The sequence below is a fragment of the Paenochrobactrum gallinarii genome, assembly GCF_014205685.1.
Lineage (GTDB): Bacteria > Pseudomonadota > Alphaproteobacteria > Rhizobiales > Rhizobiaceae > Paenochrobactrum > Paenochrobactrum gallinarii.
In genome coordinates this window covers 201,185-222,572 of record NZ_JACIIU010000001.1, presented here as the reverse complement: position 1 = coordinate 222,572, position 21,388 = coordinate 201,185, and the positions used below count along the sequence as shown (strand labels likewise).

The window sequence follows — 21,388 nt, the reverse complement described above, 5'->3', positions numbered from 1 at the left end:
TTACGGTGATAAGGTATCCTCCTCTATCGCTGACGACACATAGGGCGGCGGATCGCCCTCAAGGAGAACGGCATGAACCAAGAGGTCATGAATCTTTTCAATCCTCAGGCTCCGGCGCAGACGTTCGATTCCATCAGAATCTCGATCGCCAGCCCTGAGAAGATTCTGTCCTGGTCATACGGCGAGATCAAAAAGCCGGAGACGATCAACTATCGTACGTTCAAGCCTGAACGCGATGGTCTTTTCTGTGCGCGCATCTTTGGCCCGATCAAGGATTACGAATGCTTGTGCGGTAAGTACAAGCGTATGAAATACAAAGGCATCATCTGCGAAAAATGCGGCGTTGAAGTCACATTATCGCGCGTACGTCGTGAGCGCATGGGTCATATTGAACTCGCTGCTCCGGTTGCGCATATCTGGTTCCTGAAATCCCTGCCAAGCCGCATCGGTACACTGATGGATATGACGCTCAAGGATATTGAGCGTGTTCTGTATTTTGAAAACTACATCGTTACCGAGCCAGGTCTGACTTCCCTGAAAGAGCATCAGCTGCTTTCAGAAGAAGAATATATGATCGCGGTTGACGAATTCGGTGAAGATCAGTTCACAGCGCTTATTGGTGCGGAAGCAATCTATGAAATGCTGGCCGCTATGGATCTGGCAAAGATTGCTGCCGATCTGCGCGTTGAACTGGCTGAAACCACATCAGAACTTAAAACTAAGAAGCTGATGCGTCGCCTGAAGATCGTTGAAAACTTCATGGAATCAGGCAACCGTCCTGAGTGGATGATCATGAAGACCGTTCCGGTTATTCCACCGGATCTGCGTCCTCTGGTGCCGCTGGATGGCGGTCGTTTTGCGACTTCCGATCTGAACGACCTTTACCGCCGCGTGATCAACCGTAACAACCGCTTGAAGCGTTTGATCGAACTGCGTGCGCCTGGCATCATTATCCGCAACGAAAAGCGTATGCTTCAGGAAGCAGTTGATGCGCTGTTTGATAACGGTCGTCGTGGCCGCGTCATCACCGGTGCGAACAAGCGTCCGCTGAAGTCCCTTTCAGATATGCTGAAGGGTAAGCAGGGTCGTTTCCGTCAGAACTTGCTCGGTAAGCGCGTCGACTATTCCGGTCGTTCGGTTATCGTGACCGGTCCTGAACTGAAATTGCACCAGTGTGGCCTGCCGAAGAAAATGGCTTTGGAACTCTTCAAACCATTCATCTACGCACGTCTTGACGCCAAGGGCTTCTCTTCAACTGTTAAACAGGCGAAGAAGCTGGTTGAAAAAGAACGCCCAGAAGTCTGGGATATTCTTGACGAAGTGATCCGTGAGCATCCGGTTCTTCTGAACCGTGCGCCAACGCTGCACCGTCTTGGTATTCAGGCTTTTGAACCTGTGCTGATTGAAGGTAAGGCAATCCAGCTGCATCCGCTCGTATGTACTGCGTTTAACGCGGACTTTGACGGTGACCAGATGGCTGTTCACGTGCCGCTGTCTTTGGAAGCACAGCTTGAAGCACGCGTTCTGATGATGTCGACCAACAATATTCTGCATCCTGCAAACGGTCTGCCGATTATTGTTCCTTCGCAGGATATGGTTCTCGGTCTCTACTATCTGTCGATTGTTGCAGATAACGAACCTGGTCAGGGTATGGTGTTTGCCGATATGGGCGAATTGCATCATGCGCTGGAAAGCAAAGTTATTACCCTGCACACCAAGATCAAAGGTCGTTACAAGACTGTTGATGCAGATGGTAACCCTGTTTCAAAGATCTATGACACCACGCCTGGTCGTCTGATTTTGGGTGAATTGCTGCCGAAGAACGTCAATGTTCCTTTCGACATCTGCAATCAGGAAATGACCAAGAAGAACATCTCCAAGATGATCGATCTGGTTTACCGTCATTGCGGCCAGAAAGAGACAGTGATCTTCTGTGACCGCGTGATGCAGCTTGGTTTTGCTCATGCGTGCCGCGCCGGTATTTCCTTTGGTAAGGATGACATGGTCATTCCTGACACCAAGGCGAAGATCGTTGCCGACACTGAAGCTTTGGCTACCGAATATGAACAGCAGTACAATGACGGTCTGATTACTCAGGGCGAAAAGTACAACAAGGTTGTTGATGCCTGGGGTAAAGCCACCGACAAGATTACTGAAGAAATGATGGCTCGTATTAAGGCCGTTGAATTTGATCCGGTAACCGGTCGTCAGAAGCAGATGAACTCGATCTACATGATGTCGCATTCCGGTGCGCGTGGATCGGTCAACCAGATGCGTCAGCTTGGCGGTATGCGTGGTCTGATGGCCAAGCCTTCAGGTGAGATTATCGAAACACCGATTATCTCGAACTTTAAAGAAGGACTGACTGTTAACGAATACTTCAACTCCACACACGGTGCCCGTAAGGGTCTTGCCGATACGGCGTTGAAGACTGCGAACTCCGGTTACCTGACACGTCGTCTTGTTGACGTGGCACAGGATGCGATCATCTCTGAAGTTGATTGTGGTGCTGATATTGGTCTGACCATGCAGCCTATCGTCGATGCCGGTCAGATCGTGGCCTCGATTGGTCAGCGTGTTCTCGGCCGTACAGCTCTCGATGCTATCTTGCATCCGCTGACAGCTGAAGTGATCGTTGAAGCCGGTCAGATGATTGAAGAACAGCATGTCGATCTGATCGAAAAAGCTGGTATTCAGTCCATCCGCATCCGCTCGGCTCTGACCTGTCAGACACGTAACGGCGTTTGCGCCAAGTGCTATGGTCGTGACCTTGCACGCGGTACTCCGGTTAACCAGGGTGAAGCGGTTGGTGTTATTGCTGCGCAGTCCATCGGTGAGCCTGGTACTCAGCTGACCATGCGTACGTTCCACTTGGGCGGTACAGCGCAGGTTGTTGATAGTTCTTACCTTGAAGCCTCTTATGAAGGCACAGTCACATTGCGTAACCGCAACGTGGTACGTAACTCTGACGGCCAGCTGGTTGTCATGGGTCGTAACATGGCTGTTGTCATCATGGATGCCGGTGGCAAAGAACGTGCAAGCCATCGTGTTACCTACGGTTCACGTCTGTTCGTGGATGAGGGTGATGCAGTCCGTCGCGGTCAGCGTATTGCGGAATGGGATCCGTATACCCGTCCGATCGTTACCGAAGTTGAAGGTATTGCTGAGTTTGAAGACCTCGTTGATGGTCTCTCGGTTCAGGAAACCACCGATGAATCAACCGGTATCACCAAGCGCGTTGTTATCGACTGGCGTTCAACACCACGTGGTGCAGATCTGAAGCCGGCACTTGTCATTAAAGACAAGAGCGGCAAGATCGCTAAGCTTTCAAAGGGTGGCGAAGCCCGCTTCCAGCTCTCTGTCGAAACCATTCTTTCGATTGAGCCGGGCGCAACGGTTAAAGCCGGTGACGTTATTGCACGTCTTCCGCTTGAAAGTGCCAAGACCAAGGATATTACCGGTGGTCTGCCGCGCGTTGCTGAATTGTTCGAAGCACGTCGTCCGAAGGATCATGCGATCATCGCTGAAATCGATGGTACAATCCGCTTCGGTCGTGACTACAAGAACAAGCGTCGTATTGTTATTGAGCCAAGTGACAGCACGATTGAACCAGCAGAATATCTGATCCCTAAGGGTAAGCCTTTCCATCTTCAGGATGGCGATGCGATCGAAAAGGGTGATTACATTCTCGATGGTAACCCGGCACCACACGACATTCTTGCTATTAAGGGTGTTGAAGCGCTGGCGTCCTATCTGGTTAATGAAATCCAGGAAGTCTACCGTCTACAGGGCGTGTTGATCAACGATAAGCACATTGAAGTCATCGTACGTCAGATGTTGCAGAAAGTTGAAATCACCGAATCCGGCGATAGCGGTTACATTCCGGGTGATCATGTTGACCGCATCGAACTCGATGAAATCAACGATCGTCTGATCGAAGAAGGCAAGAAGCCAGGTGTTGGTACTCCGGTACTCTTGGGTATTACCAAGGCTTCGTTGCAGACACCTTCGTTCATCTCTGCTGCTTCCTTCCAGGAAACAACACGCGTTCTGACCGAAGCTGCTGTTGCTGGTAAGATGGATACATTGCAGGGTCTGAAGGAAAACGTGATTGTTGGTCGTCTGATCCCGGCAGGTACCGGTGGCATGACCAACCAGATCCGCCGGATCGCTTCTGCTCGTGATGAACTGATCATCGATGAGCGCAAGAAATCTTCCGGTGCTGCAACAGCAGATGCCATGTTGGTTGATATGACCAAAGGCGCTGCCGAGTAAGAAATAAGAAAGCGGCCTGAATTTCAGGCCGCTTTTTTCATATCTTGATAGTTATTAAAAAAAAGACCGCCGGTGAGGGCGGTCTTTTTTTGTTTGTAATGCCAAGACTTATTCTTCGTCTTCTTCTTCATCGTCACCATCAAATTCGATGAGGGCAACTTCGCCGCCACGGGCAGTTTCCCATGCGCTGCGGTGCGGTTCTTCATCCGGCTGATCTTCAATTGTGCCAACTTCAAGAAGTTCGGCTTCATGATAGCCTTCTTCAGCCAGAATGCTCAAAGCCAGATCTACGAGATTTTCATCTTCTTTGTTGGTGAGGAGGAGATGGACTTCGATTGATTCATCGCTGCCTTCATTCCAGACATCGGCGATGATGAGATGAACCGGAAGATCGGTTTTCGGTGTTTCAGTTGTGGAAGACATCAGGGAATCCTTGAAATTTCGTTTGCTTTTCGACTCAGTCGTGGTTGAATAGCTTTTGTTAGGGCTGACCGCCATCCTAAACGGTTAAAACATCGTTGACGATGCGAAATAATTGCTGGTCCCCGTATTTCGGCATGTTTGCACTGCCCAATTCGTTAAAAATTCCTTAACAGACCGGCTGTTTTAAGAAAGTTAAGGCACAGACCTTGACGCGGGGGCATTAAACGCGTATCAGCAGCCCATCTGAGCCGATGTGAGACAGGCTTTTTCGGGGTGACACATCCTGAAGTTAGTCTCAAACAGGGTTCGTTTTACTTACGAAATGCAACTTGCCGTTCGCATGAAACGAGAGTTTCCTCTGCTTTTGTTCGGGATGGATACCGCTAGGTACGCTATACCCGAATTTGTGCATGTTTATAGCGTAGAAACGGCCCGATTGGGCAGAGATACGAGATTTTTAAAAGAGGAAGGTGCTATGCCTACCGTAAACCAGTTGATCCGCAAGCCGCGCACTGCGCCGGTAAAGCGTAATAAAGTGCCTGCTTTGCAGGCGAATCCGCAAAAACGTGGCGTTTGCACCCGCGTTTACACCACAACCCCTAAGAAGCCTAACTCGGCTCTTCGTAAGGTTGCCAAAATCCGTTTGACCAATGGCTTTGAAGTCATCGGTTACATTCCGGGTGAGGGGCACAACCTTCAGGAGCACTCCGTGGTCATGATCCGCGGCGGCCGCGTAAAGGATTTGCCGGGTGTGCGTTACCACATCATTCGTGGTGTGCTTGATACACAGGGTGTTAAAAACCGTAAGCAGCGTCGTTCGCTGTATGGTGCTAAGCGTCCTAAATAAGAATTTTCCGGGGATACCGGCCGCCATAGTGGCGAGTTGAGCCCGATGTAATTGAAAGACTAGAATATATGTCTAGACGCCATAAAGCTGAGAAGCGTGAGATCAATCCGGATCCAAAGTTTGGAGATCTCGTCATCACCAAGTTCATGAATGCAGTAATGCTTCATGGTAAGAAGTCGACTGCTGAAGGTATCGTTTACGGCGCGTTGTCCGCGATCGAAGCGAAAGCTAAGCAGGAGCCGCTTGCCCTGTTCCATCAGGCGCTTGATAACGTAGCTCCGCACGTTGAAGTGCGTTCGCGTCGCGTTGGTGGTGCAACCTATCAGGTTCCGGTTGACGTTCGCCCAGATCGCCGTCAGGCACTGGCGATCCGTTGGTTGATCAATGCTGCTCGCAGCCGCAACGAAACCACCATGGTTGATCGTTTGTCCGGTGAGTTGCTTGATGCAGCTAACAACCGTGGTTCTGCTGTTAAGAAGCGTGAAGATACGCATCGTATGGCAGAAGCAAACCGCGCCTTCTCGCATTACCGTTGGTAATCATCGAACTCTATTCAAAGAGCAGAAAACATGTCCCGCGAATATAAAATCGAAGACTACCGTAACTTTGGTATTATGGCTCACATCGATGCCGGTAAGACCACGACTTCGGAACGTATCCTGTTTTACACCGGTAAAAACCATAAGATTGGTGAAACCCACGACGGTTCCGCCACTATGGACTGGATGGCGCAGGAGCAGGAACGCGGTATTACGATTACTTCTGCTGCTACAACAACTTTCTGGCAGGGTCGTGATGGCAAGAAGCGTCGCTTCAACATCATTGACACCCCGGGTCACGTTGACTTCACCATTGAAGTTGAGCGTTCCCTGCGTGTGCTCGATGGTGCAATTGCACTTCTCGATGCGAATGCCGGTGTAGAGCCGCAGACTGAAACCGTATGGCGTCAGGCTGAAAAGTACCATGTACCTCGTATGGTGCTGGTAAACAAAATGGACAAGATCGGCGCAGACTTCTTCCGTTGCGTTGATATGATCAAGACCCGTCTTGGTGCAACTGCACTCGTTATCCAGCTGCCAATCGGTGCGGAAAACGAATTTGAAGGCGTTGTTGATCTGGTTGAAATGAAGGCTTTGACTTGGGATGGTACCATTGGTGCGCCAACTCAGGTTGGTGATATTCCGGCCCATCTCGTAGAGAAGGCTGAAGAATACCGCGAAAAGCTGATCGAAACTGCTGTTGAAGTTGATGAAGCTGCAATGGAAGCTTATCTGGAAGGCAAAATGCCAACCAATGATGAGCTGCGTGCGTTGATCCGTAAGGGTACAATCGACGTAACCTTCCATCCGGTTCTCTGCAGCACCGCGTTCAAGAACAAAGGTATTCAGCCTGTTCTGGATGCAGTTGTTGATTATCTTCCTGCTCCTAACGAAGTGCCTGCAATTAAAGGTATCGACGTTAAGACAGAAGAAGAAACAACACGCGAATCGACAGATGAAGCTCCGCTTTCTTTGCTCGCTTTCAAGATCATGAACGATCCGTTCGTTGGTACGCTGACATTCGCCCGTATTTACTCCGGTAAGCTGACCAAGGGTGTTTCCTTGGAAAATACCGTTAAGGGTAAGCGCGAGCGTATCGGCCGTATGCTGCAGATGCACTCGAACAGCCGTGAAGATGTTGAAGAAGCATTTGCTGGTGATATCGTTGCGCTTGCTGGCCTGAAGGAAACCACAACCGGTGACACGCTCTGCGATCCGCTGAAGCCTGTTATTCTGGAACGTATGGAATTCCCGGATCCAGTTATCGAAATTGCGATTGAGCCTAAGACCAAAGCTGACCAGGAAAAGATGGGTATTGCACTCAATCGTCTGGCTGCTGAAGATCCTTCATTCCGCGTTAAGTCGGACGAAGAATCAGGTCAGACCATCATCGCAGGTATGGGTGAACTTCACCTCGACATTCTCGTCGACCGTATGAAGCGTGAATTCAAGGTAGAAGCTAACGTGGGTGCTCCACAGGTTGCTTACCGTGAATCCATCACCCGTCAGGCAGAAATTGACTACACCCACAAGAAGCAGTCTGGTGGTTCAGGTCAGTTCGCTCGTGTTAAAATCGTCTTCGAACCACATGATGGCGATGACTTTATCTTTGACTCCAAGATCGTTGGTGGTGCAGTTCCTAAGGAATTTATCCCTGGCGTTCAAAAGGGTATTGAAAGCGTTATGGGTGCGGGTCCTCTTGCTGGTTTCCCAATGCTCGGCGTTAAGGCAACTTTGATCGACGGTGCGTATCACGACGTTGACTCCTCCGTTCTGGCCTTTGAAATCGCTGCTCGCGCAGCGTTCCGTGAAGGTGCACAGAAGGCAGGCGCTCAGCTTCTTGAGCCAATCATGAAGGTTGAAGTTGTAACTCCTGAAGATTATGTCGGTGACGTAATCGGTGATCTGAATTCACGTCGTGGTCAGATCTCGGGCACAGAAGCCCGCGGCATTTCCACTGTCGTGAATGCAATGGTTCCACTGGCCAACATGTTCGGCTATGTGAACTCCCTGCGTTCGATGTCACAAGGCCGCGCACAGTACACGATGCAGTTTGATCACTACGATCCTGTACCGGCTGCGGTTGCACAGGAAATCCAGAAAAAGTTTGCGTAATTTTTTTTACGTAAGTCAATCAAGAATGCCTGAGCAGGCTAAACTAATGGAGAGCTCAGATGGCTAAGAGTAAATTTGAACGTAATAAGCCACACGTTAACATCGGCACCATCGGTCACGTTGACCATGGTAAGACCTCGTTGACAGCAGCTATCACCAAATTCTTTGGTGACTTCCGCGCATACGACCAGATCGATGCTGCACCGGAAGAAAAAGCACGTGGTATCACCATTTCAACTTCCCACGTTGAATATGAAACCGAAAACCGTCACTATGCACACGTCGACTGCCCAGGTCACGCTGACTATGTTAAGAACATGATCACCGGTGCTGCTCAGATGGACGGCGCGATCCTCGTTGTTAACGCTGCTGATGGTCCAATGCCACAGACCCGTGAGCACATTCTGCTCGCTCGTCAGGTTGGTGTTCCTGCGATCGTTGTCTTCTTGAACAAAGTTGACCAGGTTGACGATGCTGAACTGCTCGAACTCGTAGAAATGGAAGTTCGTGAACTTCTGTCGAAATACGACTTCCCGGGCGACGATATTCCGGTCATCAAGGGCTCGGCTCTTGCAGCTCTGGAAGATTCAGACAAAACCATTGGTGAAGATGCAATCCGCGAACTGATGGCAGCTGTTGACAGCTACATCCCAACTCCGGAACGTCCTGTTGATCAGCCGTTCCTGATGCCAATCGAAGACGTATTCTCGATCTCCGGCCGTGGTACAGTTGTTACCGGTCGTGTAGAACGCGGTATCGTTAAAGTTGGTGAAGAAGTTGAAATCGTGGGCATCAAGCCTACCGGCAAGACAACTGTTACCGGCGTTGAAATGTTCCGCAAGCTGCTCGATCAGGGTCAGGCTGGCGATAACATCGGTGCGCTCGTACGTGGTGTAGGCCGTGAAGACGTTGAACGTGGTCAGGTTCTCTGCAAGCCAGGTTCCGTTAAGCCACACACCAAGTTCAAGGCAGAAGCCTATATTCTGACCAAGGAAGAAGGCGGCCGTCATACTCCGTTCTTCACCAACTACCGTCCTCAGTTCTACTTCCGTACAACTGACGTTACCGGTATTGTAACCTTGCCAGAAGGCGTTGAAATGGTTATGCCAGGTGACAACGTTTCTGTTGATGTTGCGCTGATCGTACCTATCGCTATGGAAGAAAAGCTCCGCTTTGCTATCCGCGAAGGTGGCCGTACCGTTGGTGCCGGCGTCGTCGCTTCCATCATCGAATAATATAGATTGTGCAGGGACGTTTCCTGATATATGAAACGTCCCTCGTAACAAGGAACAGATGAAATGAACGGTCAAAACATCCGCATTCGCCTTAAGGCGTTTGATCATCGGATCCTTGACGCTTCGACCCGCGAAATCGTGTCGACTGCCAAGCGTACCGGTGCCAATGTGCGCGGACCGATCCCTCTGCCAACACGGATCGAAAAGTTCACAGTTAACCGGTCGCCGCATATCGATAAGAAGAGCCGCGAGCAGTTCGAGATGCGCACGCACAAGCGTCTTCTCGATATCGTTGACCCAACCCCGCAGACTGTAGATGCGCTGATGAAGCTGGATCTGTCCGCAGGTGTTGATGTCGAGATCAAGCTGTAAGGCTTGAGGACGGAAGGAACGAACCGATGCGTTCAGGTGTTATTGCACAAAAGCTGGGCATGACCCGCGTCTATAACGACGCTGGCGAGCATGTGCCGGTGACGGTACTCCGCATGGAGAACTGCCACGTAGTAGCTCAGCGTACTGAAGAAAAAAATGGCTATACGGCTGTTCAGCTTGGCGTAGGACTTGCCAAGGTAAAGAACACAACCAAAGCTCTGCGCGGACATTTCGCGAAGGCTGAAGTTGAGCCTAAAGCTAAAGTTGCGGAATTCCGCGTATCTCCTGACAACCTTTTGGATGTCGGCGCCGAAATCACGGCGGAACATTTTGTTGCGGGCCAGAAAGTGGACGTAACAGGAACTACGATCGGTAAAGGTTTTGCCGGTGTCATGAAGCGTCACAACTTCGGTGGTGGTCGTGCGACACACGGTAACTCTCTTTCTCACCGTTCACACGGTTCCACCGGTCAGCGTCAAGATCCGGGTAAAGTGTTTAAGGGTAAGAAGATGGCTGGCCACATGGGTCAGACCCGCGTAACCACACAGAATATCGAAGTCGTATCAACTGATACAGACCGAGGTCTTATTCTGGTTCGCGGTGCTGTTCCAGGTTCAAAGGGTGCATGGATCTTGGTACGTGATGCTGTTAAAGTATCGCTGCCAGAAAATGCTCCTAAACCAGCTGCCCTGCGCTCTAGCGCGAATAATGCAGCGGTGGATGCCGTCGCGACTGAGGGAGCCGAATAATGGATCTCACGATTACAACTCTTGAAGGCAAGGATGCCGGTAAGGTCAAGCTGAACGAAGAAATCTTCGGTCTTGATCCCCGTGATGACATCCTGCAGCGTGTTGTACGCTGGCAGCTGGCTCGTCGTCAGCAGGGTGGCCATTCAACGCTTACACGCGGTGAAGTTGCCCGTACCGGTGCAAAAATGTACAAGCAGAAAGGTACCGGCCGTGCCCGTCACCATTCCGCTCGTGCTCCACAGTTCCGTGGTGGTGGTAAAGCTCATGGTCCGGTTGTTCGCAGCCATGACCACGAATTGCCGAAGAAAGTGCGTGCACTTGGTCTTCGTCATGCGCTTTCCGCTAAGTTGAAGGCATCTGACCTGATCATCGTTGACGATCTGGCTGCAAACGAAGCAAAAACCAAATTGTTGGTTGCGCAGTTTGCCAAGCTCGGCCTCGAAAATGCACTGCTCATCGGCGGCGCAGAGATCGATGTCAACTTCAAACGCGCTGCTTCGAATATCCCAAACATCGACGTTTTGCCGGTGCAGGGGATCAATGTTTATGACATCCTTCGTCGTGGCAAGCTCGTGCTTTCCAAGGCGGCGGTCGAAGCTCTTGAGGAGCGTTTCAAATGACAGATCTTCGCCACTATGACGTCATCGTCAGCCCGGTGATCACTGAAAAATCAACCATGGTTTCCGAATATAACCAGGTTGTTTTCAACGTAGCGCGTAAAGCGACTAAGCCGGAAATCAAAGCTGCTGTTGAAGCGCTGTTTGGCGTGAAAGTAACTGCAGTTAACACCACTGTGCGTAAAGGCAAGGTCAAGCGGTTCCGCGGCATTGTTGGACGCCAGAGCGATGTCAAGAAAGCGATCGTAACTTTGGCTGAAGGCCAGAGCATCGACGTTTCGACTGGTCTCTGAGAGGCCGTGGAGTAAAGACAATGGCACTCAAGCACTTTAATCCGATCACGCCAGGTCAGCGTCAGCTGGTCATCGTTGATCGTTCAGAGCTCTACAAAGGCAAGCCGGTCAAAGCATTGACCGAAGGTTTGTCCAAAAAGGGCGGTCGTAACAACACAGGTCGTATCACTGTCCGTTTTCAGGGCGGTGGTCACAAGCGTACCTACCGTTTCGTTGACTTCAAACGTCGTAAACACGACATGTCAGCAACGGTTGAGCGTCTGGAATACGATCCAAACCGTACCGCATTCATCGCGCTTATCCGCTATGAAGATGGTGAACTGAGCTACATCCTGGCTCCACAGCGTTTGGCAGTAGGCGATAAAGTTATCGCCGGCCAGTCCGCTGACGTGAAGCCAGGTAACGCAATGCCTTTGGCATCCATGCCAGTTGGTACCATTATCCACAACGTGGAAATGAAGCCAGGCAAGGGCGGTCAGATTGCTCGTTCAGCCGGTACATATGCTCAGCTCGTTGGTCGTGACCAGGGCATGGCTATTCTGCGCCTGAACTCAGGTGAACAGCGTCTGGTTCCAGGTGCATGCTTCGCTACTGTTGGCGCTGTATCCAACCCGGATCATGCCAATATCAACGACGGTAAAGCCGGTCGTTCGGTATGGCGCGGTAAGCGTCCTGGCGTTCGCGGTGTTGCTATGAACCCGGTTGATCACCCGCACGGTGGTGGTGAAGGCCGCACATCTGGTGGTCGTCATCCGGTTACCCCTTGGGGTAAGCCAACCAAAGGCAAGAAGACGCGTTCGAACAAGTCAACTGACAAGTTCATCATGCGCTCACGCCATCAGCGTAAGAAATAAGAGAGGTAGTCTAAAGTGGCTCGTTCAGTTTGGAAAGGACCGTTTATTGACGGCTATCTTCTCAAGAAGGCTGAGAAGGTACGCGATGGCGGTCGCAATGAAGTTATCAAGATCTGGAGCCGCCGCTCCACGATCCTGCCGCAGTTCGTAGGCCTGACCTTCGGTGTGTACAACGGAAACAAACATATTCCGGTGTCAGTATCAGAAGAAATGGTTGGACATAAGTTCGGTGAATTCGCGCCTACACGTACCTATTACGGTCACGGTGCGGACAAAAAGGCAAAGAGGAAGTAACGATGGGCAAGGCCAAGGCTCCCCGCCAGCTTAAGGATAACGAGGCGCAAGCCGTCGCCCGTACGCTTCGCGTCAGCCCGCAGAAACTTAATCTTGTCGCGGCTATGATCCGCGGCAAGAAAGTCAATGCGGCACTTGCTGATCTGGAATTTTCCCGCAAGCGTATCGCCGGCACTGTTAAGAAAACTCTTCAGTCAGCGATTGCTAACGCAGAAAACAATCACGATCTCGATGTGGATGCATTGATTGTTTCTGAAGCTTTCGTAGGCAAGTCAATTGTCATGAAGCGTTTTCACGTTCGCGGTCGCGGTCGTGCAAGCCGTATTGAGAAGCCGTTTTCGCATCTCACCATTATTGTCCGCGAAGTAGCGGAAAAAGTGGAGGCCGCATAATGGGTCAGAAGATTAATCCGATCGGTTTTCGTCTCGGCATCAACCGCACCTGGGATTCGCGTTGGTACGCGAATACCGGTGAATACGGTAAGCTGCTTCACGAAGATGTAAAAATTCGTGAATACCTGACGAAAGAACTGAAGCAGGCAGCGATTTCTAAAATCGTTATTGAACGCCCTCACAAGAAGTGCCGTGTGACCATTCACTCTGCACGTCCGGGCATCATTATCGGTAAAAAAGGTGCAGACATCGAAAAGCTCCGTAAGAAGCTTTCCGAAATGACCAATTCCGATGCTTCGCTGAATATCGTCGAAGTTCGTAAGCCAGAAATTGATGCAACTTTGGTTGCTCAGTCGATTGCTCAGCAGCTGGAACGCCGTGTGGCATTCCGTCGCGCCATGAAGCGTGCAGTTCAGTCTGCAATGCGTCTTGGAGCTGAAGGCATTCGTATCAATTGCTCGGGTCGTTTGGGCGGTGCAGAAATTGCTCGTATGGAATGGTACCGTGAAGGTCGCGTTCCTTTGCACACTCTGCGCGCTGATATCGATTACGGTACGGCTGAAGCACAGACCGCTTATGGTATCTGTGGCGTGAAGGTTTGGGTATTCAAGGGCGAGATCCTTGAGCATGACCCAATGGCTTCAGAACGTCGTGCGGTCGAGGGTGACAATCAAGGTTCCCAGTCGAACCGCCGCCGCGAAAACGCCTGATATACTGGGCCGCGAGCGAGAAAATTGGAGTAGAGAACAATGATGCAGCCTAAGCGCACCAAGTTCCGTAAACAGTTCAAGGGCCGTATCCACGGCGCCTCGAAAGGTGGTACGGATCTTAATTTCGGTGCTTTCGGCCTGAAGGCCCTGGAGCCGGAACGCGTCACCGCCCGTCAGATCGAAGCGGCCCGCCGCGCGATCACACGACACATGAAACGTGCAGGCCGTGTATGGATCAGAATCTTCCCTGATCTGCCAGTAACCGGCAAACCTACCGAAGTCCGTATGGGTAAAGGTAAAGGTTCTGTTGACTATTGGGCTTGCCGTGTGGCACCAGGTCGCGTAATGTTTGAGCTTGACGGCGTACCAGAAGATGTGGCACGCGAAGCACTCAGACTCGGCGCAGCTAAGTTGCCGATCAAGACACGCTTTATCCAGCGTATCGCAGAATAAGAGAGGCAACTATGAAAGCCGCAGATGTTCGGGCCAAAAGCCCTGACCAGTTGAAAGAAGAGCTCGGCAGCTTGAAGAAAGAGCAGTTTAACCTGCGCTTTCAGAAAGCTACCGGCCAGCTTGAAAAAACCGCGCGTGTGAAGCAGGTTCGCCGCGACATCGCACGCATTAAGACTATCGCCCGCCAGAAGGCGGCCGAAAGCAAGGCATAAGGAACTTATATAATGCCTAAACGCATTCTGCAGGGCGTTGTCGTCAGCGACAAGAACGACAAGACAGTAGTCGTACGGGTAGAGCGTCGCTTTGCGCATCCTCTGCTTCAGAAGATTATTCGTCAGTCGAAAAAATACAAAGCGCATGACGAAACAAACCAGTTCAAAACCGGTGATCTTGTTTCCATTCAGGAATCAAAGCCGATTTCGAAGGACAAACGCTGGGTCGTTATTTCAAACGGCGTAGCGGGCTAAATACAAACACGCAGCTTAGGTAGGGCAGGAGCCCTTAACCAGCTGAGAGGAAAGAAGGCGGCCAGTCATGATTCAGATGCAAACAAACCTCGACGTGGCGGATAACTCCGGCGCACGCCGTGTCATGTGCATCAAGGTGCTGGGCGGTTCGAAGCGTAAATATGCTTCCGTGGGCGACATCATTGTGGTGTCAATCAAGGAAGCTATTCCGCGCGGCCGCGTCAAAAAGGGTGATGTGATGAAGGCAGTCGTAGTACGTACTGCCAAAGACATCCGTCGCGCTGACGGTAGTGTTATCCGTTTCGATAACAATGCTGCCGTTATCATCGATAACAAGAAAGAGCCTATCGGCACACGTATCTTCGGACCGGTTCCACGCGAACTTCGCGCTAAGAACCACATGAAGATCATTTCGCTGGCTCCGGAAGTTCTGTAAGGGAAGCACACGATGCAAAAGATTCGCAAAGGCGACAGCGTTGTCGTGCTTGCCGGTAAGGACAAGGGCCGTACCGGCGAAGTTATCAAAGTTATGCCAAAGGATGACCAGGCGGTTGTTCGCGGTATCAATCTTGTGAAGCGCCATCAGCGTCAGACACAGACACAAGAAGCCGGAATTATCTCGAAAGAGGCTCCGATTCATTTGTCAAATCTGGCGATTGCCGATCCTAAAGACGGTAAGCCAACCCGCGTTGGTTTCCGCATTGAAGATGGCAAAAAAGTACGTGTCGCAAAACGTTCTGGAGCGCTGATCAATGGCTGAAGCTAAGGCACTTCCCCGCTTCAAGAAGCTTTATCAGGATCAAATCCGTAAAGCTTTGCTTGAAGAATTCAAGTACAGCAACGAAATGATGATTCCACGTCTCGATAAAGTGGTCATCAATATGGGTGTTGGTGAAGCAACTGCGGACTCTAAAAAGCCTGCACGCGCTGCTGAAGATCTTGCTCTTATCGCAGGTCAGAAGCCGGTCATCACTCGTGCACGTAATTCGATCGCAACCTTCAAATTGCGTGAAGAAATGCCAATCGGCACGAAAGTTACTCTTCGTGGCGAACGCATGTTCGAATTCCTGGATCGTTTGGTAACGATTGCGCTTCCGCGCGTTCGCGACTTCCGCGGTCTGAATCCTAAGAGCTTTGATGGTCGTGGCAACTTCGCCATGGGTATTAAGGAACACATCGTGTTTCCAGAAATCAACTACGATAAAGTTGATCAGATCTGGGGCATGGACATCATCGTTTGCACGACTGCTCAGACGGATGATGAAGCGCGCTCACTTCTGCGTGCCTTCAACTTCCCGTTCCGCCAGTAACGACAAGCGTAGCGAGGTATAGAAAATGGCCAAGACTAGCGCAGTCGAAAAAAATAAGCGCCGCGAAAAGTTGGTTAAGCGTCATGCTGAAAAGCGTGCTCGTCTGAAGGCGATTGTAATGAATCAAAGCCTTCCGCTGGAAGAGCGCTTCCGCGCCACCATCCAGCTCGCCGAATTGCCGCGTAATTCATCCAAGGTCCGTATTCGCAATCGTTGCGAAGTTTCAGGCCGTCCACGTGGTTACTACCGTAAGCTGAAAATGTCGCGTATTGCGTTGCGTCAGTTGGGTTCGCTTGGTCAGGTACCAGGCGTGGTCAAGTCGAGCTGGTAAGGAGAAATAGATGTCTTTGTCAGATCCAATCGGCGATATGCTGACCCGCATCCGTAACGCAATCGGCCGTAAGAAGACCAAGGTTTCAACACCTGCGTCCAAACTGCGTGCCCGTGTTCTGGATGTTCTTCAGGCTGAAGGTTATATCCGCGGATATACACAGAGCGAATTCGAAAACGGTAAAGCCGAAATCGAAATCGAACTGAAATATTACGAAGGTGCTCCGGTTATTCGCGAAATTACGCGCGTATCCAAGCCTGGCCGTCGCGTTTACGTGTCGGTTAAATCGATCCCGCAGGTCGCAAACGGACTTGGTATTTCGATCTTGTCAACGCCTAAGGGTGTTATGGCTGATCACGAAGCCCGCGATCAAAACGTTGGTGGTGAGTTGCTCTGCCGCATCTTCTGATGCGACAGGCAATTTACATAGAAACGGACAGGTAGAAAAATGTCTCGTATCGGTAAGAAACCCGTGCCGGTTCCGGCGGGCGTAACCGCCACCGTCGATGGGCAAACCGTTAAAGCCAAAGGCGCAAAAGGCGAATTGTCTTATGTCGTCAACGAAGAAGTGCTTGTTTCATTGGAAGATGGTGCAGTTTCTGTAACTCCACGTGATTCCTCTAAAGATGCACGTTCTAAGTGGGGCATGGCGCGTACAATGATTTCCAACATTTTTGTTGGTGTCACTGACGGCTTTGAAAAGAAGCTGGAAATCAACGGCGTTGGTTACCGTGCAGCAATGCAGGGTAAAAATGTTCAGCTTTCCCTCGGCTTCAGCCACGAAGTTGTTTACGAAGTGCCAGCTGGCATCACCGTTACAGTACCGAAACCTACAGAAATTGTAATTAACGGTATTGATAAGCAGGTGGTCGGTCAGGTCGCAGCAGAAATTCGCGAATATCGTCAACCTGAGCCTTACAAGGGCAAGGGCGTGAAATATGCTGGCGAAGTGATCGTCCGTAAAGAAGGCAAGAAGAAGTAAGGAGCGCGCGTCATGGCATCGCCAAAACAAACTACTCAGCGTCGCGCTGCACGCGTCCGTCGTCAGCTTAAAGCTGTTGCGAATGGTCGTTTGCGTCTTAGCGTACATCGCTCTTCGAAAAACATTTACGCACAGATCATCGATGATTCCCGTGGTGTAACAGTTGCTGCTGCATCCACACTCGAAGGTGACCTGAAGTCTTCATTGAAGACCGGTGCTGACCAGGCTGCAGCTGCTGCTGTAGGCAAGTTGGTTGCCGAGCGTGCTGCTAAAGCCGGCGTCAAAGAAGTTGTCTTTGATCGTGGCGCTTTCATTTTCCACGGCCGTATCAAGGCTTTGGCAGATGCAGCCCGTGAAGGCGGTCTGAGCTTCTAATTTTGCTTCTGTTTTAACAGAGGTAAAATTTATGGTGTTGGGGAAGGGAAGACTTGTAAGTTTTCCCTTTTCCGTTTATGCACCGCTGTGTTCGGGTGAAGGGGTGACTCTCATAAAGCCTGAGCATTTACATTGTGCTTCCGGAAAAGAAAAAGGAAACAGGATATGGCACAGAGAGACCGTAATCGCGAAGACCGCGGTCGCGAAGAACGCGACAGTGAATTCGTAGATAAGCTGGTACACATTAACCGTGTTGCCAAAGTTGTTAAGGGCGGCCGTCGTTTCGGTTTTGCTGCACTCGTCGTTGTTGGCGATCAGAAGGGTCGCGTTGGCTTTGGTCACGGTAAGGCTCGTGAAGTACCTGAAGCAATTCGCAAGGCAACTGAAGCTGCCAAGCGCGATATGATTTTCGTACCACTTCGCTCAGGCCGTACACTTCATCATGATGTTGCTGGCCGTCATGGCGCCGGTAAAGTTCTGCTTCGCTCAGCACCTGCCGGTAAAGGTATCATCGCCGGTGGTCCTATGCGTGCGGTTTTTGAAACCCTTGGCGTGCAGGACGTTGTTGCTAAGTCGCTTGGCTCATCAAACCCTTATAACATGGTGCGCGCGACCTTTGATGCTCTGAAACACCAGATGCATCCTAAGGATATTGCTGCACAGCGTGGTATTAAGTATTCGACATTGCAGGCGCGTCGCGCTGATGTTGTTGGTTCCGAAGAGTAAGCTAGCAGCTTAAGCAGGCTTATTATTATAAGTTTGCCCATGATAAAGGATTTCAGTGATGGCTGAGAAGAAGGGTAAGACGGTTACGGTCGAACAGATCGGTAGCCCAATCCGTCGTCCGGCTGAGCAGCGTGCAACGCTTATCGGTCTGGGACTTAACAAAATGCGTCGTCGTTCAACACTTGAAGATACACCTTCAGTGCGCGGCATGATCCGTAGCGTCCAGCATCTCGTCCGCGTAGTGGACGAGGCTTGAGCCGCAGGGAGATATAGAGATGAAACTCAACGATCTGCGTGAAAAGCCAGGTGCAGTTAAAGCGCGCAAGCGTGTAGGCCGTGGTATTGGTTCGGGTACCGGTAAGACCGGTGGTCGCGGTGTGAAGGGTCAGAAGTCCCGTTCAGGCGTTGCCATCAACGGTTTTGAAGGCGGTCAGATGCCAATTTACCGTCGCTTGCCAAAGCGCGGTTTTACCAATATTTTTGCTAAAGAATTCAACACTGTTTCCGTTGAACGTGTTCAGACTGCAATCGATGCAGGCAAACTGGATGCATCAGCTGTTGTAACTGTTGAAGCTCTGGTTGCAGCTGGCGTGATTCGTCGTGCAAAAGACGGTGTACGTCTGCTTTCAAACGGCGAAATTACAGCTAAAGTAACTTTTGATGTTGCAGGCGCTTCAAAGGCTGCAATCGAAAAAGTTGAAAAAGCTGGCGGTAGCGTAAAGCTGCCTGAGGTAGCTTCTGCTGCTGAATAAGTAAATTAAATAGCGGCGGCTTTCGAGCCGCCGCTTGCATATTTGAGCTTGTGCGCTTATCTGGCTTAGAACGCCTGCGCTAATCGTCTGTTTAGATTCGTGTTGTCGTTGTTTTGATGGTCGCAATACATATTTTATCGGTACTCTTTTTGCTAACTCTGTATTGAATTCCGGTTTGTAGGGCGATATCAAGATCACTGAACTCAAATCTTAACAGACCTAGAAGCGTCTTAACGGATCTAGAGGCGGGGCCTGAGATTTCACCGGAGTATTTTTATGGCATCGGCTGCTGAACAGCTTGCATCCAACCTTAATTTTTCAGCTTTCTCCAAAGCGGAAGAACTCAAGAAGCGTATTTGGTTTACACTAGGCGCATTGCTTGTTTATCGGTTTGGTACTTATATCCCGTTACCTGGTATTAACCCTGATGCATTGGCTCAGGCATTCCAGCAACATGCTCAAGGGGTTTTAGGCCTCTTTAATATGTTTGCCGGTGGTGCTGTGGGTCGTATGGCTATTTTTGCCCTCGGGATCATGCCTTATATTTCTGCGTCGATTATCGTGCAGCTGATGACGTCGGTTGTACCTTCACTTGAGGCTTTGAAAAAAGACGGTGAAGCAGGGCGTAAAGTCATCAATCAGTATACCCGTTACGGCACCGTGCTTTTGGCGCTCGTTCAGGCCTATGCAATTTCTGTAGGTTTGGAATCGGGCAGCGGCATTGTCACTGAGCCTGGTATGTTTTTCCGTGTATCTTCCGTGATTACACTGGTTGGCGGTACCATGTTCCTGATGTGGCTAGGTGAGCAGATCACTGCACGCGGTATTGGTAATGGTATTTCTTTGATCATTTTCTCCGGTATTGTTGCCAACCTGCCAAGTGCCATTTCCGGTACGCTTGAGCTTGGCCGTACAGGTGCATTGTCGACCGGTCTGATTTTGGCCGTTATTGTTCTGGCGATTATTCTGATTGCTGTGATCGTATTTGTTGAGCGCGCACAACGCCGCTTGCTGATCCAGTATCCGAAGCGTCAGGTGGGTAACCGTATGTTCCAGGGCGACACGTCGCACCTGCCGCTTAAGCTGAACACTGCAGGTGTTATTCCGCCAATTTTTGCGTCTTCCTTGTTATTGTTGCCTGCAACGGTTGCCGGCTTTGCAAATTCGGAAAACATGCCGGCTTGGGGTTCGGCTATTCTGAACGCGCTTGGTCATGGTCAGCCGCTTTATATGCTGCTTTACGCTGCACTGATCATTTTCTTCTGCTTCTTCTACACAGCTATTGTCTTTAATCCTAAGGACACTGCTGATCAGCTGAAAAAACATTCAGGCTTTATTCCGGGTATCCGTCCGGGTGAACGTACCGCAGAATATATCGACTATGTGTTAACTCGCATTACCGTCGTAGGTGCTATTTATATTACATTAGTATGTTTGCTTCCTGAGTTCCTTATTTCCGCAACCGGTGTACCGTTCTATTTGGGTGGAACATCGCTTCTGATCGTGGTCAGTGTCACGCTTGATACTGTTTCGCAGGTACAGGGCCATCTGATTGCGCATCAGTATGAGGGACTTATCAAGAAGTCCAAACTAAGAGGCGGGAAACGTAGCAGATGAGATTGATTTTTCTTGGACCACCAGGAGCAGGCAAGGGTACGCAGGCTTCATTGCTGACAGCGCAATACGGGATCCCACAATTGTCGACCGGTGACATGTTGCGCGCAGCTGTTGCGCAACAAACCGAAGTCGGCAAACGTGCAAAAGCTGTCATGGATGCAGGTCAGCTTGTTTCAGACGAAATCGTCAATGCGATTGTATCGGATCGTATTGATGAAGCTGATTGCGCCAATGGCTTCATTTTGGATGGTTATCCAAGAACCGTACCGCAGGCTGTTGCGCTTGCCGATATGCTTGCTGGTAAGGGCTTGAAACTGGATGCTGTTATTGAGCTGAAAGTTGATGAATCCGCTTTGGTTAAGCGTATGGAAAATCGTGTAGCCGAAACGATCGCTAAGGGCGGTCAGGTACGCTCTGATGATAATCCGGAAGCTTTCCGTAAGCGTTTGGTTGAATATCGTGAAAAAACTGCACCATTGTCAGATCATTATGCATCGACCGGTGAGTTGAAGACGGTAGACGGTATGGCGGAAGTTGATACCGTGACGAAAGAAATCGCCAAGATTCTGACTGCTGCTTAAGCGGTAAGACTGTTTCTTGCGACTGACGGTGTCGGCAAAAGTTACTTAATGGTTGACTTTTGCCGGCGATTCCGTCAAT

At 50.5% G+C, this 21,388-nt stretch carries 29 protein-coding genes; 28 read left to right on the top strand and 1 reads right to left on the bottom strand.

Annotated elements, in window-relative coordinates:
• Positions 1 to 72: 72 nt before the first annotated feature.
• Positions 73 to 4,275, top strand: coding sequence for a DNA-directed RNA polymerase subunit beta' (gene rpoC / locus FHS77_RS01035; RefSeq protein ID WP_184218723.1), 4,203 nt, complete (start codon positions 73 to 75; stop codon positions 4,273 to 4,275).
• A gap of 108 nt (positions 4,276 to 4,383) precedes the next feature.
• Here the strand turns inward: rpoC and FHS77_RS01030 are convergent, their stop codons facing one another.
• Complete coding sequence (locus FHS77_RS01030; protein ID WP_184218721.1) at positions 4,384 to 4,698, bottom strand: hypothetical protein; 315 nt, start codon at positions 4,696 to 4,698, stop codon at positions 4,384 to 4,386.
• Between the two features lie 475 nt (positions 4,699 to 5,173).
• On the opposite strand from FHS77_RS01030, the gene rpsL reads away from it, so the two are divergent.
• The 27 genes from rpsL (at position 5,174) to FHS77_RS00895 (ending at position 21,309) form a co-directional block, all read left to right on the top strand.
• Complete coding sequence (gene rpsL, locus FHS77_RS01025) at positions 5,174 to 5,545, top strand: 30S ribosomal protein S12 (protein WP_184218718.1); 372 nt, start codon at positions 5,174 to 5,176, stop codon at positions 5,543 to 5,545.
• 68 nt (positions 5,546 to 5,613) lie between these two features.
• Complete coding sequence (gene rpsG / locus FHS77_RS01020) at positions 5,614 to 6,084, top strand: 30S ribosomal protein S7 (RefSeq protein ID WP_184218715.1); 471 nt, start codon at positions 5,614 to 5,616, stop codon at positions 6,082 to 6,084.
• A gap of 30 nt (positions 6,085 to 6,114) precedes the next feature.
• Positions 6,115 to 8,199, top strand: a complete 2,085-nt coding sequence (gene fusA / locus FHS77_RS01015) for an elongation factor G (RefSeq protein ID WP_184218712.1) — start codon at positions 6,115 to 6,117, stop codon at positions 8,197 to 8,199.
• 59 nt (positions 8,200 to 8,258) lie between these two features.
• Complete coding sequence (tuf, locus tag FHS77_RS01010) at positions 8,259 to 9,434, top strand: elongation factor Tu (RefSeq protein WP_184218709.1); 1,176 nt, start codon at positions 8,259 to 8,261, stop codon at positions 9,432 to 9,434.
• A gap of 63 nt (positions 9,435 to 9,497) precedes the next feature.
• A complete protein-coding gene (gene rpsJ / locus FHS77_RS01005) occupies positions 9,498 to 9,806 on the top strand; it encodes a 30S ribosomal protein S10 (RefSeq protein WP_002964363.1) in 309 nt (102 codons plus the stop codon).
• A gap of 26 nt (positions 9,807 to 9,832) precedes the next feature.
• Entirely contained in the window at positions 9,833 to 10,555 is a 723-nt protein-coding gene (rplC, locus tag FHS77_RS01000) for a 50S ribosomal protein L3 (protein WP_184218706.1), read from the top strand.
• Complete coding sequence (gene rplD / locus FHS77_RS00995) at positions 10,555 to 11,175, top strand: 50S ribosomal protein L4 (RefSeq protein WP_184218703.1); 621 nt, start codon at positions 10,555 to 10,557, stop codon at positions 11,173 to 11,175. The genes rplC and rplD overlap by 1 nt, the downstream gene beginning before the upstream one ends.
• Positions 11,172 to 11,465: a 50S ribosomal protein L23 gene (locus FHS77_RS00990; protein WP_184218700.1), complete on the top strand. Its 294-nt coding sequence runs from the start codon at positions 11,172 to 11,174 to the stop codon at positions 11,463 to 11,465. Before rplD ends, FHS77_RS00990 begins: the two co-directional genes overlap by 4 nt.
• Before the next feature lie 20 nt (positions 11,466 to 11,485).
• The gene (gene rplB, locus FHS77_RS00985; protein ID WP_184218697.1) at positions 11,486 to 12,319 is read left to right on the top strand and encodes a 50S ribosomal protein L2; all 834 of its coding nucleotides are present in this window, start codon (positions 11,486 to 11,488) and stop codon (positions 12,317 to 12,319) included.
• A 15-nt stretch (positions 12,320 to 12,334) separates the two neighbouring features.
• A complete protein-coding gene (rpsS, locus tag FHS77_RS00980; protein ID WP_184218694.1) occupies positions 12,335 to 12,613 on the top strand; it encodes a 30S ribosomal protein S19 in 279 nt (92 codons plus the stop codon).
• Between the two features lie 2 nt (positions 12,614 to 12,615).
• Positions 12,616 to 13,005 (top strand): 50S ribosomal protein L22, encoded by a 390-nt coding sequence (gene rplV, locus FHS77_RS00975; protein ID WP_184218691.1) that lies wholly within the window; start codon positions 12,616 to 12,618, stop codon positions 13,003 to 13,005.
• Entirely contained in the window at positions 13,005 to 13,715 is a 711-nt protein-coding gene (gene rpsC, locus FHS77_RS00970) for a 30S ribosomal protein S3 (protein ID WP_184218688.1), read from the top strand. Before rplV ends, rpsC begins: the two co-directional genes overlap by 1 nt.
• 39 nt (positions 13,716 to 13,754) lie before the next feature.
• The gene (gene rplP / locus FHS77_RS00965) at positions 13,755 to 14,168 is read left to right on the top strand and encodes a 50S ribosomal protein L16 (RefSeq protein ID WP_184218685.1); all 414 of its coding nucleotides are present in this window, start codon (positions 13,755 to 13,757) and stop codon (positions 14,166 to 14,168) included.
• Positions 14,169 to 14,179: 11 nt separating this feature from the next.
• Positions 14,180 to 14,380 (top strand): 50S ribosomal protein L29, encoded by a 201-nt coding sequence (rpmC, locus tag FHS77_RS00960; RefSeq protein ID WP_184218682.1) that lies wholly within the window; start codon positions 14,180 to 14,182, stop codon positions 14,378 to 14,380.
• A 12-nt stretch (positions 14,381 to 14,392) separates the two neighbouring features.
• Positions 14,393 to 14,635 carry a 30S ribosomal protein S17 gene (rpsQ, locus tag FHS77_RS00955; protein WP_184218679.1) on the top strand — a complete coding sequence of 81 codons (243 nt, stop codon included), beginning with the start codon at positions 14,393 to 14,395 and terminating at the stop codon, positions 14,633 to 14,635.
• Positions 14,636 to 14,702: 67 nt separating this feature from the next.
• On the top strand, positions 14,703 to 15,071 hold the full coding sequence (rplN, locus tag FHS77_RS00950) for a 50S ribosomal protein L14 (RefSeq protein ID WP_184218677.1): 369 nt from the start codon (positions 14,703 to 14,705) through the stop codon (positions 15,069 to 15,071).
• 12 nt (positions 15,072 to 15,083) lie between these two features.
• Positions 15,084 to 15,395 carry a 50S ribosomal protein L24 gene (gene rplX, locus FHS77_RS00945; protein WP_184218675.1) on the top strand — a complete coding sequence of 104 codons (312 nt, stop codon included), beginning with the start codon at positions 15,084 to 15,086 and terminating at the stop codon, positions 15,393 to 15,395.
• Positions 15,388 to 15,945 carry a 50S ribosomal protein L5 gene (gene rplE, locus FHS77_RS00940; RefSeq protein ID WP_184218673.1) on the top strand — a complete coding sequence of 186 codons (558 nt, stop codon included), beginning with the start codon at positions 15,388 to 15,390 and terminating at the stop codon, positions 15,943 to 15,945. Before rplX ends, rplE begins: the two co-directional genes overlap by 8 nt.
• 25 nt (positions 15,946 to 15,970) lie before the next feature.
• On the top strand, positions 15,971 to 16,276 hold the full coding sequence (gene rpsN, locus FHS77_RS00935; RefSeq protein ID WP_184218671.1) for a 30S ribosomal protein S14: 306 nt from the start codon (positions 15,971 to 15,973) through the stop codon (positions 16,274 to 16,276).
• 10 nt (positions 16,277 to 16,286) lie between these two features.
• Positions 16,287 to 16,685 carry a 30S ribosomal protein S8 gene (gene rpsH, locus FHS77_RS00930; protein WP_184218669.1) on the top strand — a complete coding sequence of 133 codons (399 nt, stop codon included), beginning with the start codon at positions 16,287 to 16,289 and terminating at the stop codon, positions 16,683 to 16,685.
• A 39-nt stretch (positions 16,686 to 16,724) separates the two neighbouring features.
• Positions 16,725 to 17,258: a 50S ribosomal protein L6 gene (gene rplF, locus FHS77_RS00925; protein WP_184218667.1), complete on the top strand. Its 534-nt coding sequence runs from the start codon at positions 16,725 to 16,727 to the stop codon at positions 17,256 to 17,258.
• Between the two features lie 12 nt (positions 17,259 to 17,270).
• On the top strand, positions 17,271 to 17,633 hold the full coding sequence (gene rplR / locus FHS77_RS00920; protein WP_184218664.1) for a 50S ribosomal protein L18: 363 nt from the start codon (positions 17,271 to 17,273) through the stop codon (positions 17,631 to 17,633).
• A 165-nt stretch (positions 17,634 to 17,798) separates the two neighbouring features.
• Positions 17,799 to 18,359, top strand: coding sequence for a 30S ribosomal protein S5 (rpsE, locus tag FHS77_RS00915; RefSeq protein ID WP_184218660.1), 561 nt, complete (start codon positions 17,799 to 17,801; stop codon positions 18,357 to 18,359).
• A gap of 58 nt (positions 18,360 to 18,417) precedes the next feature.
• Positions 18,418 to 18,615: a 50S ribosomal protein L30 gene (rpmD, locus tag FHS77_RS00910; protein WP_184218657.1), complete on the top strand. Its 198-nt coding sequence runs from the start codon at positions 18,418 to 18,420 to the stop codon at positions 18,613 to 18,615.
• Between the two features lie 19 nt (positions 18,616 to 18,634).
• Entirely contained in the window at positions 18,635 to 19,111 is a 477-nt protein-coding gene (gene rplO, locus FHS77_RS00905; RefSeq protein WP_184218654.1) for a 50S ribosomal protein L15, read from the top strand.
• A gap of 276 nt (positions 19,112 to 19,387) precedes the next feature.
• On the top strand, positions 19,388 to 20,728 hold the full coding sequence (gene secY, locus FHS77_RS00900; RefSeq protein ID WP_184218652.1) for a preprotein translocase subunit SecY: 1,341 nt from the start codon (positions 19,388 to 19,390) through the stop codon (positions 20,726 to 20,728).
• Positions 20,725 to 21,309: an adenylate kinase gene (locus FHS77_RS00895; RefSeq protein WP_184218649.1), complete on the top strand. Its 585-nt coding sequence runs from the start codon at positions 20,725 to 20,727 to the stop codon at positions 21,307 to 21,309. Before secY ends, FHS77_RS00895 begins: the two co-directional genes overlap by 4 nt.
• Positions 21,310 to 21,388 lie beyond the last annotated feature (79 nt).

What these genes read in the sequence shown, in the direction of transcription:
- rpoC (WP_184218723.1), top strand. Translation starts at nt 73, where the DNA reads ATGAACCAAGAGGTCATGAATCTTTTCAATCCTCAGGCTCCGGCGCAG.
- FHS77_RS01030 (WP_184218721.1), bottom strand. Translation starts at nt 4,698, where the DNA reads ATGTCTTCCACAACTGAAACACCGAAAACCGATCTTCCGGTTCATCTC.
- rpsL (WP_184218718.1), top strand. Translation starts at nt 5,174, where the DNA reads ATGCCTACCGTAAACCAGTTGATCCGCAAGCCGCGCACTGCGCCGGTA.
- rpsG (WP_184218715.1), top strand. Translation starts at nt 5,614, where the DNA reads ATGTCTAGACGCCATAAAGCTGAGAAGCGTGAGATCAATCCGGATCCA.
- fusA (WP_184218712.1), top strand. Translation starts at nt 6,115, where the DNA reads ATGTCCCGCGAATATAAAATCGAAGACTACCGTAACTTTGGTATTATG.
- tuf (WP_184218709.1), top strand. Translation starts at nt 8,259, where the DNA reads ATGGCTAAGAGTAAATTTGAACGTAATAAGCCACACGTTAACATCGGC.
- rpsJ (WP_002964363.1), top strand. Translation starts at nt 9,498, where the DNA reads ATGAACGGTCAAAACATCCGCATTCGCCTTAAGGCGTTTGATCATCGG.
- rplC (WP_184218706.1), top strand. Translation starts at nt 9,833, where the DNA reads ATGCGTTCAGGTGTTATTGCACAAAAGCTGGGCATGACCCGCGTCTAT.
- rplD (WP_184218703.1), top strand. Translation starts at nt 10,555, where the DNA reads ATGGATCTCACGATTACAACTCTTGAAGGCAAGGATGCCGGTAAGGTC.
- FHS77_RS00990 (WP_184218700.1), top strand. Translation starts at nt 11,172, where the DNA reads ATGACAGATCTTCGCCACTATGACGTCATCGTCAGCCCGGTGATCACT.
- rplB (WP_184218697.1), top strand. Translation starts at nt 11,486, where the DNA reads ATGGCACTCAAGCACTTTAATCCGATCACGCCAGGTCAGCGTCAGCTG.
- rplV (WP_184218691.1), top strand. Translation starts at nt 12,616, where the DNA reads ATGGGCAAGGCCAAGGCTCCCCGCCAGCTTAAGGATAACGAGGCGCAA.
- rpsC (WP_184218688.1), top strand. Translation starts at nt 13,005, where the DNA reads ATGGGTCAGAAGATTAATCCGATCGGTTTTCGTCTCGGCATCAACCGC.
- rplP (WP_184218685.1), top strand. Translation starts at nt 13,755, where the DNA reads ATGATGCAGCCTAAGCGCACCAAGTTCCGTAAACAGTTCAAGGGCCGT.
- rpmC (WP_184218682.1), top strand. Translation starts at nt 14,180, where the DNA reads ATGAAAGCCGCAGATGTTCGGGCCAAAAGCCCTGACCAGTTGAAAGAA.
- rpsQ (WP_184218679.1), top strand. Translation starts at nt 14,393, where the DNA reads ATGCCTAAACGCATTCTGCAGGGCGTTGTCGTCAGCGACAAGAACGAC.
- rplN (WP_184218677.1), top strand. Translation starts at nt 14,703, where the DNA reads ATGATTCAGATGCAAACAAACCTCGACGTGGCGGATAACTCCGGCGCA.
- rplX (WP_184218675.1), top strand. Translation starts at nt 15,084, where the DNA reads ATGCAAAAGATTCGCAAAGGCGACAGCGTTGTCGTGCTTGCCGGTAAG.
- rplE (WP_184218673.1), top strand. Translation starts at nt 15,388, where the DNA reads ATGGCTGAAGCTAAGGCACTTCCCCGCTTCAAGAAGCTTTATCAGGAT.
- rpsN (WP_184218671.1), top strand. Translation starts at nt 15,971, where the DNA reads ATGGCCAAGACTAGCGCAGTCGAAAAAAATAAGCGCCGCGAAAAGTTG.
- rpsH (WP_184218669.1), top strand. Translation starts at nt 16,287, where the DNA reads ATGTCTTTGTCAGATCCAATCGGCGATATGCTGACCCGCATCCGTAAC.
- rplF (WP_184218667.1), top strand. Translation starts at nt 16,725, where the DNA reads ATGTCTCGTATCGGTAAGAAACCCGTGCCGGTTCCGGCGGGCGTAACC.
- rplR (WP_184218664.1), top strand. Translation starts at nt 17,271, where the DNA reads ATGGCATCGCCAAAACAAACTACTCAGCGTCGCGCTGCACGCGTCCGT.
- rpsE (WP_184218660.1), top strand. Translation starts at nt 17,799, where the DNA reads ATGGCACAGAGAGACCGTAATCGCGAAGACCGCGGTCGCGAAGAACGC.
- rpmD (WP_184218657.1), top strand. Translation starts at nt 18,418, where the DNA reads ATGGCTGAGAAGAAGGGTAAGACGGTTACGGTCGAACAGATCGGTAGC.
- rplO (WP_184218654.1), top strand. Translation starts at nt 18,635, where the DNA reads ATGAAACTCAACGATCTGCGTGAAAAGCCAGGTGCAGTTAAAGCGCGC.
- secY (WP_184218652.1), top strand. Translation starts at nt 19,388, where the DNA reads ATGGCATCGGCTGCTGAACAGCTTGCATCCAACCTTAATTTTTCAGCT.
- FHS77_RS00895 (WP_184218649.1), top strand. Translation starts at nt 20,725, where the DNA reads ATGAGATTGATTTTTCTTGGACCACCAGGAGCAGGCAAGGGTACGCAG.